This window comes from Cognatundibacterium squillarum, assembly GCF_014652435.1.
Taxonomy (GTDB): Bacteria; Pseudomonadota; Gammaproteobacteria; order Burkholderiales; family Burkholderiaceae_D; genus Undibacterium; species Undibacterium squillarum.
On the sequence record NZ_BMYU01000001.1, the window covers coordinates 896,055 to 908,595 of the forward strand.

Consider the following 12,541-nt stretch of genomic DNA (forward strand, 5'->3'; position numbering starts at 1 on the left):
ATGATGAAACCACCAATGATTTATCTGGCTTCCAAAAGCCCGCGCCGCCGTGAGTTACTGACACAGGCAGGCATTTCTTACGAATTACTGCTGTTACGCGACAAGCCGCCGCGCGGTCCGGATGTGACGGAAATCGTGGAGCCGGGCGAGTTGCCGCTGCACTATGTACAGCGTGTCACCCGTGAAAAAGCGGAAATGGCGTGGAAAGCCATGCACTGGCGCAAATGGGAAGAACGTCCGGTGCTGGCAGCCGACACCACGGTCGTGGTGGATCATCATATTCTGGGCAAACCAGCTGACCGCGAAGAAGCGGAACACATGATGCGTATGCTGTCCGGACGCAGCCATCAGGTGCTGACCAGCCTTGCGCTGCGTACAGCCAGTGGTGTGCTGGCAGTGACGCAAAGCTCCGACGTCACGTTTGCGGCGCTCAGCGATGCCGACATCGCCGCCTACTGTGCCGGCAGCGAACCCTATGACAAAGCCGGTGGCTACGGCATTCAGGGCAAAGCCGCGCAGTTTATCCGTCATATCAGCGGCAGTTACTCCGGTATTATGGGCTTACCGATTTTTGAAACCTGCCAGCTGCTGCGTGATGCTGGCCTGCAATGGGAATAACAAAGAATCATGGAAGATCTGCTGATTAACATCACCCCGCAGGAAACCCGCGTGGCTCTGATTTTTCAGGGTGCCGTGCAGGAACTGCATGTGGAACGCACCTTGTCGCGCGGTCTGGTTGGCAATATTTATCTGGGCAAAGTGGTCCGTGTTCTGCCGGGCATGCAAAGCGCGTTTATCGACATCGGTCTCGAGCGCGCCGCTTTCCTGCATGTGGCTGACATCTGGGATGCCAAACCGCAGGACGGCAATCCGAACACCGCATTGAAACCGATAGAAAAACTGCTGTTTGACGGCCAGAGCATCACTGTTCAAGTCATCAAAGATCCTATCGGCACCAAAGGCGCACGCCTGTCGACGCAAATCTCGATTGCTGGCCGTATGCTGGTATTCCTGCCACAGGACAAGCATGTCGGCATTTCGCAGAAAATTGAAAATGAAGCAGGTCGCGAAGCCCTGCGCGAGCGCGTAACCAGCCTGCAGCAACCGGAAGATAAAGGTGGCTTCATCGTACGCACCATGGCGGAAGATGCGAATGACGATGAACTGAAAGCCGATATCGATTACCTGCGCCGCACCTGGGCCAATATCAGTCAGGCCGCCAAAAGCAAACCGGCTGGCAGCCTGCTGTATCAGGATCTGAATCTGGCGCAGCGCGTGCTGCGCGATTTTGTGAATGAAGAAACCGGTTCGATTCAGGTTGATTCGCGTGAAAATTTCCAGATGCTGACCGAATTCGGCAGCCAGTACATGCCTTCCGTGCTGCCACGTCTGCAGCATTACACCGGCGAACGTCCGTTATTTGATTTGTACGGGGTGGAAGAAGAAATTGAACGTGCGCTGGGTCGCCGTGTTGATCTGAAATCCGGCGGCTATCTGATCATCGATCAGACCGAAGCCATGACCACCATCGACGTCAACACCGGCAGCTTTGTCGCCGGTCGCAACTTTGACGACACGATTTTCAAAACCAATCTGGAAGCAGCGCACGCCATTGCGCGTCAGCTGCGCTTGCGTAACCTCGGCGGCATTATCATCCTTGATCTGATCGATATGGAAAATGCAGAGCACCGCACCGCCGTGCTGGCCGAGCTGAACAAAGCCTTATCGCGTGACCGTACCAAACTGTCGGTTTCCGGCTTTTCTGCACTGGGTCTGGTGGAAGTCACCCGCAAACGCACGCGCGAATCGCTGGCGCATGTGTTGTGCGAAACCTGCCCTGCCTGTACCGGCAAAGGCATGGTCAAAACCGCCCGTACCGTTTGCTACGAAATCCTGCGCGAACTGCTGCGCGAAGCCAAGCAATTCAATCCGCGCGAATTCCGCATTCTGGCCTCGCAAATCGTGGTCGATATGTTCCTTGAGGAAGAATCGCAGCATCTGGCCATGCTCGGCGATTTCATCGGCAAACCGATCTCGCTGCAAGTCGAAAACTCTTTCCATCAGGAACAGTACGACATCATCCTGATGTAATCCGTCAACCGGAATCCGGATCAGGCTGCGCTGCGGACTATGCAAGTCTCCGCATCGCAGCCTTTTTTTACCTGTCCGGAGCGCCACTGTTTCTGCGGACGTCCGTGAAAAACCAACTTTTTTCTGTGCAGGACTCCGCATTTTGGCTATTTCAGGCAGTTTTTACGCCTTCGGGTGCTGTCGGAACCCAACAGGACATTCACCAAGGCCTTTGCTCGAAGCGCTGCACCAGAAAATCCAGCAAGGCACGTACCGCAGGCGCGAGATGACGGCGTGACGGGTACAAGGCATACACACCGATTTGCGCTGCCTGCCAGTCGCTGAGCACGCTGATCAGCTGACCTTCGCGCAGCACAGGATTGACCAGATACGCCGGAAGTAAGGCGATACCGGCACCGGCGATTGCAGCCTGCATCAGCGAGGTCGCGTCATCCATCGTCAGTCTGACCGGAACCGTAAACCGCTGCGTCTGTCCGTTGTGGCTCAGGGTCCAGCCGTCACGCCCGAAATGACTGTGGCTGATACAACTGTGCTGCGCCAGCTGATCCGGATGCGCGGGCGTGCCAGCCAGTCGCAGATAGGCAGGACTGGCCACCATTACCGAGTCACAGATTGCCAGCGGACGCGAAACCAGACCGGGGTCGGGCGACTGACTGATGCGGATCGCCAGATCTATGCGCTCTTCCAGCAGATTCACCGCCTGATCGCCGAGTTTCACGTCAATTTTCAGCGCCGGATGCTGCTGCAGAAACGCCGCCAGCGCTGTTGCGAGCTGCGCATAGGCAAACGATACGCTGCAGGTCAGACGCAGCAGGCCGGATAACTCTTCGGCATCGGTACGCACTTCCTGCTGCAAAGCCTCCGCCACGCCGTGCAATTGCTGCGCACGCTGCAGACAGCGCTCGCCCGCATCCGTCAGCGCCAGTCTGCGGGTGGTGCGCTGGATCAGGCGCACACCGAGCCAGCTTTCCAGCGATTCCACATAGCGGCTGACCATCACCCGCGACATTTCCAGCCGGTCGGCGGCCGCCGTAAAACTGCCGGTGGCAGCCACCTCGCAAAACACTTTCATCGCCATCAGCCTGTCCATGGATCTCTCCCGGTCTCCCTCGCGTCTAATTTGCACAATTTCTGAAACAATGAAGCACAGTTTAGCGCATTTATCTTCTGTTTCATTACCAATACACTGCGTCCTGTCGAATCTGAAACGGTTCAAAATAACTCTCACCCGAAAGGATGCATCATGCTGAAATCTGTTGTTCTGACTGCCACCCTCGCCCTAACTGCCACCACTGCAATGGCAGAAGCCCCGTTGAAAGTCCGCGTCTATCAGGCGGATGGTGCCAGCTTCAATGTCACTTCCACCCTGATCAGCGGCGAAAAAGAAGCGATTGTGATTGACGGTGGCTTCACCCGCGCCGACGCGCTGCGCATTGCCGCCAATGTGCTGGACAGCGGCAAAACCCTGAAAACGATATTCGTGAGTCAGGCCGATCCTGACTATTACTTTGGCGTGGAAACGCTGAAGCAATTTTTCCCGCAGGCAGAAGTGCTGACCACACCAGCGGTACTGGAAAAAATTCAGGCCAAAGTTGCCGGTAAAGTCGCTTACTGGGGCCCGAAAATGGGTGCGAATGCGCCGAAACAACCGGTACTGCCACAGGTTTACACAGCAAAATCGCTGCAACTGGAAGGACACAGCATCGAAATTCGCGGCACCAGCGGCATCCTCGCGCATCGCCCTTATCTGTGGATTCCGTCACTGAAAATGATTGCCGGTGACATCGCAGTATTCCAGCAAATGCATGTATGGACAGCAGACACCCAGTCTGTTGCTGAACGTCAGGCATGGCAGGCACAACTGAACGAGATGCTGGCACTGAAACCGGAAATGGTCGTGCCGGGTCATATGCGTCAGGGTGAAAAAACCGATACATCTGCGATTCTGTACACCGCCGAATATCTGAAACGCTTCGAGCAGGAAGCCGGTAAAGCCAAGGACGGTAATGCTCTGATCAGCGCCATGCAGGCCGCGTATCCGGACGCCGTTGGTGCGATTTCACTGGAAATCGGTGCCCGTGTCGCGAAAGGTGAAATGAAGTGGTAAGTCGTATTGCCGCAGGCTGAATAAGGTTTTTCAGACTGCTTCAATCGAAAATAGCAAAGCGTAATCAGCGGAATCTGCTGGCGACGCTTTTGCTTTTGTTCAGTCAGAAGTCTGTCTCAGTCCGAATTACAATCAACTGAAGAGCCCCCTCATTTTTACTAATATATTTTAGTTTCCCTCATCCGAATTCACTTAAATATGATTTAATTAACTCGTTTGATTAACTCCATTAATTTTGATCCGGACATGAAAATCACTACGCTCTGGAAGTTCCTGATGACAGCCCTGCTCACCTTCATCAGTGGTGCTTCGATGGCGGCGCCTCCCGACGCTGACTGCTCTGACCGTAAAAATACCTTCGATATTACAAATTGTATGATCGAGAAAATGGATGCAAAAGAAGTGAAGCTCAGAAAATATCTGTCTGCTGCACAGAAACGGGAAAAGGAAACCGGGGGGAATGACGAGGAATTAATTGAAACGCAGAAAATCTGGGAAAATTATGTGCGTAAGCATTGCGGTTATCTTTACAGCCGCGAACCAGGAAGCGCACGGTATCGCGATTCGGCCGAATGCCAGCTGCGGCTCTACGATGAACGCATTAAGGAAATCTGGCTTGCTTATCTGACCTACAATGGCTCCACGTCACCGGTTCTGCCGGACCCGAAAGATTAAATGCAGTTGCAGCACTATCACTGACAACTAACGATAAAAAAAACGGCTGATGTTCATCAGCCGTTTTGCATGACAGTTTTTCACCTCAGCCTGTCTTATTTTCCGTCGCGCAGTTCGCGGCGCAGAATTTTACCGACATTGGTTTTCGGCAGCTCCATACGGAATTCGATGTACTTCGGTTTTTTATAAGCCGTCATCTGCTCTTTGCAGAACGTCATGAGTTCGTCCGCAGTTAAGGCCGGATCTTTTTTCACGACAAACAGTTTCACGGCTTCGCCTGAGTTGGCATCCGGAATCCCGACGCAAGCACATTCCAGCACGCCCGGATGATTCATCACCACGGCTTCGACTTCGTTCGGGAATACATTAAAGCCGGACACCAGAATCATATCTTTCTTACGATCGACGATTTTCACAAAGCCGCGCGCGTCCATCACGCCGATATCGCCGGAGCGGAAGAAGCCGTCCGCCGTCATCACTTTGGCCGTTTCATCCGGACGGTTCCAGTAGCCACGCATCACTTGCGGACCACGGATCGCGATTTCACCGGTTTCACCGATGGCAAGATGTCTGCCGTCATCATCCAGAATAGCGATTTCTGTTGATGGTATCGGCAAACCAATGGTGCCGCTGAAACCGGCCATGCCCGGTGGACACAAGGTCGCACTCGGGGAGGTTTCTGACAAACCGTAGCCCTCCAGAATCGGCTTGCCGGTCAGTTTCTGCCAGCGGTCACTGACAGCCTGTTGTACCGCCATGCCGCCACCCAGAGCAATTTGTAACTCGCTTAAATCCAGCAGCTTAATATCCGGATGATTCAGCATCGCATTGAACAGGGTATTCACACCGGGGAAGAAGTGAATTTTGAAACGGCTCAGGGTTTTCATCAGGCCGCCAATGTCACGTGGATTCGGAATCAGCACATTCAGCGCACCCCAGCGTGCGCCCATCATCATGCAGGCGTTCAGCGCCAGAATGTGATACAGCGGCAGTGCGCAAACGGTGACCCATTGTTTACCCTGCGGCAGATCTTTCATCGCGGGTACGGACCACGCATCATTTTGCAGAATATTTGCAATAACATTTCTGTGCGTCAGTACGGCACCTTTAGACACACCGGTGGTACCGCCGGTATATTGCAGGAACGCGATATCCTCATGTCCCTGCAAAGGTTTATCCAGATGTAATCCTGCACCAACCTGCAACACGCGGTTAAAGCTCAGCGCATCCGGAATCGAAAATGCCGGCACCATTTTTTTAATATGGCGTACCGCGAAGTTCAGCAACATGCCTTTCACGCCACCGTGCATATCGCCCATGCTGGCGATAACAACCTGACGTACCTTTGTTTTCGGCAACACTTGCTGAACGGTAGAAGCGAAATTTTCCAGTACGAAAATCACTTCTGCACCGGAATCAGCCAATTGATGTTCCAGTTCGCGCGCAGTGTACAGCGGGTTCACATTCACAACGGTATATCCGGCGCGCAGAATACCGGCAACAGCAATCGGGTACTGCAACACGTTTGGCATCATCACGGCCACACGGGCATGCGCGGATAATCCCAGACACTGCAGCCATGCGGCAACACGTTGAGAATGCAGATCAATTTCGCGGTAAGTCAGTGACTTACCCATACAAAAGTAGGCGTCGCGGTCTGCGTAGCGATGAAATGATTCTTCGAGTAAGGCTGTCAGCGAAGAATACGTATCAGGCTGAATCTCTGCAGGTACACCTTGCGGATAGGCGGAAAGCCAGATTTTATCTGTTGTCATGTTGTCTCCTGTTATCATGTCTGGCTGCGCAATACAGCGTATTCGCTGCTTGTCTTCGTCTTTTATCGTGCGCAACCGGTTTATTTTGCATTGAATGTAAAGATTTCCTGCACAGAACACAATCAGAATTTTAGATGAGCACTTCGGCGACTTTCTTCCTGCTGTTTATCAGTCTGCAAAACCATGAAACAACGTGATATCTGGGTAGATTACGCAAAAGGTGTCGGCATTTTACTGGTGGTCTACGGTCATGTTGCCCGTGGCATGGCAAATGCCGGGATAACGATCAGTGAATCGCTGTACCGGCTTGCCGACAGCATGATTTACAGCTTTCATATGCCGCTGTTTTTCTTTTTATCCGGTCTGTACTTTCAGGGATCGGTGCAGCGTCATGGGCGCTGGCCGCTGATCACAGAAAAACTGCGTACCGTGTTATACCCCTACGCTGTGTGGTCTCTTCTGCAGGGCGGCATAGAAGTGATGCTTTCGCGCTTCACAACGGCAAAAACCAGCTGGGCAGATGTTCTTGCGCTGGGCTTGCAGCCGCGTGCTCAATTCTGGTTTCTGTATGTGCTCTTTTTTTTGTTTGCCCTGCTCACGCTGGTGTATCGCAGCCACTCCCGCTGGCTGATGCTGATCTTCAGCGCAGCTGCAGGTGGGTGGGTAACGCAGCAGTTTTTTCAGATTCCGTTTCCGCTGGATTTTATCGCCAGCTACGCATTGTATTTTCTGGCTGGCAGTTTGTGGATGCAGTGGCAACAGGAAGACCGGCTGCACAATTTGCCCGCGCTGACGGGGATTGCACTGCTGTCAGGTTCAATACTGCTGAGCGCTGTTTATCATGTGCAGTGGGGATTCACTTTCCAGTCCCGCAGCCTGTGGTTATTACCGATTGCACTATCCGCCATTGCCGGTATCTGTCTGTTATGCCGTCAATGGGCAGGCAGCGCCCGGCCAATACTGCAAAAGACAGGCAACGTGATTGCATGGTGCGGACGTTACTCTATGCCGGTGTATCTGATGCATATTCTGACGGGCAGCGGTGTACGGATCGTGCTTTCTAAACTCTTGCACATCGAAGATCCGGCAATTCACTTATTTGCCGGCTGTCTTGCCGGCGTGCTGATCCCGGTGCTGATTTATCGTTTGCAGGAAATACCGGCACTCCGCAGCATGTCCCTGCTGTATCAGTGGCCGCGTCGCCGGACACCGTAAACGGTCTCCGGCCTGTTCTGCGTTACAGCAACAATGTCAGTGCATCCTGCGCTGCAATCATGCCTTCATCGGTTGGAACAACCCAGATCTCCACTGCGCTGTCCGGCGCATGTACAGGCATTGCACGGTCACCGGTTGCGGACTGATTCGCAGCATCGTCCAGTTTGAGTCCGAGAAAACTGAGCCCGCGAACAACATCTGCGCGCAATTGCGCATCGTGCTCACCAATGCCACCGGTGAATGCCAGCAAATCAAGCCCCTGCATAACCGTGATCAGCCCGCCCGCTTCACGCCGGACGCGGTAAGTAAATTGCGCGATTGCCGCTGTGGCGCGGGGATCTTCTGATGCTCTCAGGGTACGCATGTCAGCCGAAATACCGGAAACACCAAGCAGCCCGGATTCTTTGTACAGAACGCGCTCAATGGTTTTCCGGTCCATCCCCTGATCCAGCCAGTGCAAAATGACACCCGGATCCAGCTGACCACACCGGCTACCCATCATGAGTCCGTCCAGCGCAGAAAATCCCATCGTCGTGGCGATACTTTTGCCTTCCTGCATCGCACACAAACTGGCACCGTTACCTAAGTGCGCCATCAGCGCGCGACCGGACGCCCGTCTACTGAGTGTTGTGAGACGGTGAGAAACAAAACGGTAGGATAATCCGTGAAATCCGTAGCGACGGACTCCCTGCTCGTGCTCGCGCAAAGGCAGTGCAAAGCGTGTTTCTGTTTCCGGCATCGTGGCGTGAAATCCAGTGTCAAAACAGGCAATCTGCGGGACACCCGGATAAGCCGCTGCGAATGCAGCAACGCCATCCAGATTATGTGGCTGATGCAAAGGCGCAAGGTGCTCATATCCCCGCAGTGTCTGCAATACATCTGCTGTCACGATACATGAATCGGCAAAGTGGCCACCGCCATGCACAATACGGTGTGCAACCGCACAAACCTCAAATGCTCCGGCGTGTAAACTGACCTGACTTTGCAACCACTGCAACGCCGCCGCGAAACGCGTTTCTTCGTCTTTGCTGTTGATACTATCCGCAGACAGGATTTGCTGATTAAGCCGCAGACAGATTATTCCGCCGGGCTCCAGTCCCTCCAGTACACCGGACAAAATTGCCGGCCCCAGCGTTTTATTCTGCACCGGATACAAAGCAAATTTAATCGTAGATGAACCGGAATTCACCGACAGGATTGCCTGCTGACTCACGGTGCAATCTCCCGGTAACGATGCGCAAGCAGTTTCACCAGCGCCGCCGAAGCAACACGGGCTTCTGCGCCATCTGCGCGACTGGTCAGCGCAATCGGAACACGTGCACCGAGTACGATGCCGCAAGCCGATGCACCCGCCAGATATTCAAACTGTTTGGCCAGCATATTACCGGATTCAATTTCCGGTACCATCAGGATGTCGGGGTCACCGGATACCGGTGACTGAATGCCCTTGATGCGTGCAGCATCAGCGGAAATCGCATTATCAAATGCCAGCGGACCATCAACCACTGCACCACAGATTTGCCCGCGATCCACCATTTTGCACAGTGCTGCAGCATCCAGAGTTGCAGGCATTTTTCCATTTACGGATTCCACTGCTGCAAGCAATGCCGCTTTTGGCTGTGTGATGCCGAGTGCATGTGCCAGTTCGATGGCATTTTGCAGAATTTCTGCTTTTGCCTGTAAGTCGGGAGCAATATTCAGCGCGGCATCCGTCAGCAGAATCACTTTGTGATACATCGGCACATCCAGATGGAATACATGCGATAAGCGGCGGCGGGTCTTGAGCGCGACGCAATGCACCACCGCAGACATCAGCTCATCGGTATGCAGACTTCCTTTCATCAGTGCCTCGACCTGCCCTGCCGCGGCCAGTTCAACTGCCTTTTCGGCTGCGGCATGACTATGTGGCACGTCAATCAGCTCGATACCTTCCAGCGACCAGCCAAATCCTGATGCCAGTTGCTGAATTTTCTCTGCCGGCCCGATTAACACAGGAATGATCAGATGATGATCTGCCGCATCCAGTGCTCCGCGCAGCGATTCCTGGTCACACGGGTGAACTACCGCACAACGAACCGGAGATAACTCGCTGACGCTGTGTATCAATGCCTGCTGACGCGCTCCGAGATCAAACATCGCTAAAGTGGGTAAATGGGCACGCGGACGTGCTACCCGTTCCGTCGGCGCGATGACCAGCGCTTCTCCGCTGACGACCGTTTGCCCTTTCTGATTCTGAATCTCACACTGCAAGGTCACGCGCTTTTTTTCCGGGTCCTTGGTCAGCACAGTTACGGAAATATCCAGCGCATCACCGACTCTTACCGGCTTGGAAAAACGCAGATTCTGCTCCAGATAAATGGTTCCGGGCCCGGGCAATTGTGTTCCCAGAACCGCGGAAATCAGTGCGCCGCCCCACATACCATGTGCGATAACGCCGTGGAACAAAGTCTGATCTGCATATTCCGCATCGAGATGAGCCGGATTCACATCGCCGGAAATGGTGGCAAATGCCTGAATATCCGCTTGTGACAATACCCGCTGCGCACTCGCAGTCTGGCCTATCTGGATTTCATCGAACACGACATTTCGGATCATCGTCTGATCACTGGCTAACGGGTAGACCGGATTATTCATTGTCTCTCCAGAATAAATTATTAATTCACAATATGATACCCACCATCGACATACAGGGTTTGCCCTGTCATTCCCGATGATGCATCACTGGCCAGAAATACCGCCAGATTGCCAATTTCCTCCAAACTAACGAGACGTCGTAACGGCGAGCGTTCAACAGCTTTTTGCATCAACTGATCAAAATCTTGTAAGCCGGACGCAGCCCGTGTTGGCACTGGACCGGGAGATATCGCATGTACACGATGCCCGTCAGGGCCCAGTTCAGCTGCCATATACCGCACGACGGATTCAAGCGCAGCCTTAACAGGCCCCATCATTCCATAATGCTCTACCGCTTCATCTGCGCCCAGATAAGACATTGTCATCAGGCTGGCAGAAGCAGACAAATGCGGTTCACAACAGCGGACCAGTTCCGCAAATGAGTGGCATGAAATACGCATTGCGCGCAAAAATCCCTCCGCGCTGCTGTCGGTGACACGTCCATGCAAATCTTCCAGTGGTGCCCATGCAACGGAATGCACAACAAAGTCAATCTTGCCCAAGTGACCGGCAGCAGTATCGACCAGACTCTGCACACAACCAGCCTGCTCCACATTACAAACAATCAGCGGTGCATTCAGGCGCTCAGCCAAAGGTGCAACAAACTGCTGTGCTTTTTCATTGACGCACGACATCACCAGCTCAGCCCCCATCGCATGCATTTGCTGCGCACAGCCCCATGCGATACTCTGTTCGTTTGCTACACCCACAACCAGACCACGTTTCCCTGCCAGTGAAAAATTCTGCATGTTTACTCCTGTTGAATTTGACAGCATTGTGATGTTCTGACTATTTTACCGAACAATATTCATAACTAAAATTAGTTAATTATTTATCCAATTAAAATCAGGCGAATTGCTGCCTGAAACGCTGCATCGTGACGATTCTGACCAGCGTCCCAATAAACAATATCCCGGCCAGCATAGGCCATAAGATCTGCAGATCTGCACCTTTCATCAGAATGCCGTAACTCGCATTGATATAGTAATAAAGTGGTGAAATATACATTCCCCATCGCATCAGAACCGGCATTGCCTCCGGAGGCGTCCATAATCCGGACAAAAACATCATAGGGGCAATAATCAGAATCACCATCATTCCGGCCTGCGCCATATTTCTTGTAACTGTTGCAATCAGTATGCCGATTCCCGCCAGGGTCGCTACATATGCCGTACTGAATACAAAAAATAGAATCAGACTACCCGCAACCGGAATGTGAAACACCGGAATTAAGATGGCGAATAAACCCAGCGCAATACCACCAAGAATGACAGCGAGCATTGCAATAATCTTCGGCAGCATAATCTGCAGAGGTGATAACGGTGAGACCAGCAATTGCTCAATCGTGCCACGCTCCTTTTCTCTGACCATCGCAGCAGCAGGTAACAGCATCGAAAACAGAGTCACGACATTCAGCAATTCGGAAATTCCCATAAACCAGGCATCGTTCTGATTCGGGTTAAACCAGACGCGTACATCATTACTGACTACCGGCAAACTCAGATTGCCACCGCTCAGTGCGAGCCCGTTTTGTGTCGCTAACTGTTCCAGCCCGAATCTTGCAACGATCTGACTGGCATCCAGTGTTGCCAGAAATCCCTGAACAGAATTAGATGCATCAATCTGCAGCTGCAAATGTGTCCCCTTCCCGGATTGCAGATCTTTGCCAAATCCCGGGGGTATTTCCAGAACTGCCAGCGCTTTGCTTTCATCCAGAAATCGAATGCCGTCAGCCGGTCGCGTCGTACTGGCCAGCCAGCGAAATTCTGGTGGCATAAAGCGCCCTGCAAGTTCACGCGATACTGCGCTGCGATCCTGATCACTGAGAACCATCGCAACATTATTCAGTTGAAACGAAACACCGGAGCCTGCATTATAAATATCCGCTGTAAATGCATACAACACAAACACCAGGAGGACCGGATCGCGCATTAACTGCAACAGTTCTTTCCATGTCATTGCGCGCAAACGACGCAGCCAGACAATTATCATCGGAGACATATAA

Annotated in this window: 11 protein-coding genes; 5 read left to right on the forward strand and 6 right to left on the reverse strand. The window is 52.9% G+C overall.

Going from position 1 to position 12,541, the window contains the following annotated elements:
- Positions 1-3: 3 nt before the first annotated feature.
- Both IE092_RS03805 and rng read left to right on the forward strand, forming a co-directional pair.
- Positions 4-618 carry a Maf family protein gene (locus IE092_RS03805; protein WP_189355789.1) on the forward strand — a complete coding sequence of 205 codons (615 nt, stop codon included), beginning with the start codon at positions 4-6 and terminating at the stop codon, positions 616-618.
- Between the two features lie 6 nt (positions 619-624).
- Complete coding sequence (rng, locus tag IE092_RS03810) at positions 625-2,091, forward strand: ribonuclease G (RefSeq protein ID WP_189355790.1); 1,467 nt, start codon at positions 625-627, stop codon at positions 2,089-2,091.
- A 199-nt stretch (positions 2,092-2,290) separates the two neighbouring features.
- On the opposite strand, the gene IE092_RS03815 is transcribed toward rng, so the two are convergent.
- Entirely contained in the window at positions 2,291-3,181 is an 891-nt protein-coding gene (locus IE092_RS03815) for a LysR family transcriptional regulator (protein WP_189355648.1), read from the reverse strand.
- A 153-nt stretch (positions 3,182-3,334) separates the two neighbouring features.
- Between IE092_RS03815 and IE092_RS03820 the strand changes: the two genes are divergently transcribed.
- Complete coding sequence (locus IE092_RS03820; protein WP_189355649.1) at positions 3,335-4,198, forward strand: MBL fold metallo-hydrolase; 864 nt, start codon at positions 3,335-3,337, stop codon at positions 4,196-4,198.
- A 246-nt stretch (positions 4,199-4,444) separates the two neighbouring features.
- Positions 4,445-4,873: a lysozyme inhibitor LprI family protein gene (locus IE092_RS03825; RefSeq protein WP_229793007.1), complete on the forward strand. Its 429-nt coding sequence runs from the start codon at positions 4,445-4,447 to the stop codon at positions 4,871-4,873.
- 95 nt (positions 4,874-4,968) lie between these two features.
- Here the strand turns inward: IE092_RS03825 and IE092_RS03830 are convergent, their stop codons facing one another.
- Entirely contained in the window at positions 4,969-6,648 is a 1,680-nt protein-coding gene (locus IE092_RS03830) for a long-chain-fatty-acid--CoA ligase (protein ID WP_189355651.1), read from the reverse strand.
- A 183-nt stretch (positions 6,649-6,831) separates the two neighbouring features.
- On the opposite strand from IE092_RS03830, the gene IE092_RS03835 reads away from it, so the two are divergent.
- Positions 6,832-7,863: an acyltransferase family protein gene (locus IE092_RS03835; protein WP_189355652.1), complete on the forward strand. Its 1,032-nt coding sequence runs from the start codon at positions 6,832-6,834 to the stop codon at positions 7,861-7,863.
- 22 nt (positions 7,864-7,885) lie between these two features.
- On the opposite strand, the gene IE092_RS03840 is transcribed toward IE092_RS03835, so the two are convergent.
- The 4 genes from IE092_RS03840 to IE092_RS03855 all read right to left on the reverse strand — a co-directional run bounded on the left by IE092_RS03840 (position 7,886) and on the right by IE092_RS03855 (position 12,537).
- Entirely contained in the window at positions 7,886-9,076 is a 1,191-nt protein-coding gene (locus IE092_RS03840) for an acetate/propionate family kinase (RefSeq protein WP_189355653.1), read from the reverse strand.
- Positions 9,073-10,497 (reverse strand): bifunctional enoyl-CoA hydratase/phosphate acetyltransferase, encoded by a 1,425-nt coding sequence (locus IE092_RS03845; protein ID WP_189355654.1) that lies wholly within the window; start codon positions 10,495-10,497, stop codon positions 9,073-9,075. Before IE092_RS03845 ends, IE092_RS03840 begins: the two co-directional genes overlap by 4 nt.
- A gap of 20 nt (positions 10,498-10,517) precedes the next feature.
- Positions 10,518-11,285 carry an enoyl-ACP reductase FabI gene (fabI, locus tag IE092_RS03850; protein ID WP_189355655.1) on the reverse strand — a complete coding sequence of 256 codons (768 nt, stop codon included), beginning with the start codon at positions 11,283-11,285 and terminating at the stop codon, positions 10,518-10,520.
- A 97-nt stretch (positions 11,286-11,382) separates the two neighbouring features.
- Positions 11,383-12,537 carry an ABC transporter permease gene (locus tag IE092_RS03855; protein WP_189355656.1) on the reverse strand — a complete coding sequence of 385 codons (1,155 nt, stop codon included), beginning with the start codon at positions 12,535-12,537 and terminating at the stop codon, positions 11,383-11,385.
- Between the last annotated feature and the right edge of the window lie 4 nt (positions 12,538-12,541).

What these genes read in the sequence shown, in the direction of transcription:
- IE092_RS03815 (WP_189355648.1), bottom strand. Translation starts at nt 3,181, where the DNA reads ATGGACAGGCTGATGGCGATGAAAGTGTTTTGCGAGGTGGCTGCCACC.
- IE092_RS03805 (WP_189355789.1), top strand. Translation starts at nt 4, where the DNA reads ATGAAACCACCAATGATTTATCTGGCTTCCAAAAGCCCGCGCCGCCGT.
- IE092_RS03855 (WP_189355656.1), bottom strand. Translation starts at nt 12,537, where the DNA reads ATGTCTCCGATGATAATTGTCTGGCTGCGTCGTTTGCGCGCAATGACA.
- fabI (WP_189355655.1), bottom strand. Translation starts at nt 11,285, where the DNA reads ATGCAGAATTTTTCACTGGCAGGGAAACGTGGTCTGGTTGTGGGTGTA.
- IE092_RS03825 (WP_229793007.1), top strand. Translation starts at nt 4,445, where the DNA reads ATGAAAATCACTACGCTCTGGAAGTTCCTGATGACAGCCCTGCTCACC.
- IE092_RS03830 (WP_189355651.1), bottom strand. Translation starts at nt 6,648, where the DNA reads ATGACAACAGATAAAATCTGGCTTTCCGCCTATCCGCAAGGTGTACCT.
- IE092_RS03835 (WP_189355652.1), top strand. Translation starts at nt 6,832, where the DNA reads ATGAAACAACGTGATATCTGGGTAGATTACGCAAAAGGTGTCGGCATT.
- IE092_RS03820 (WP_189355649.1), top strand. Translation starts at nt 3,335, where the DNA reads ATGCTGAAATCTGTTGTTCTGACTGCCACCCTCGCCCTAACTGCCACC.
- IE092_RS03845 (WP_189355654.1), bottom strand. Translation starts at nt 10,497, where the DNA reads ATGAATAATCCGGTCTACCCGTTAGCCAGTGATCAGACGATGATCCGA.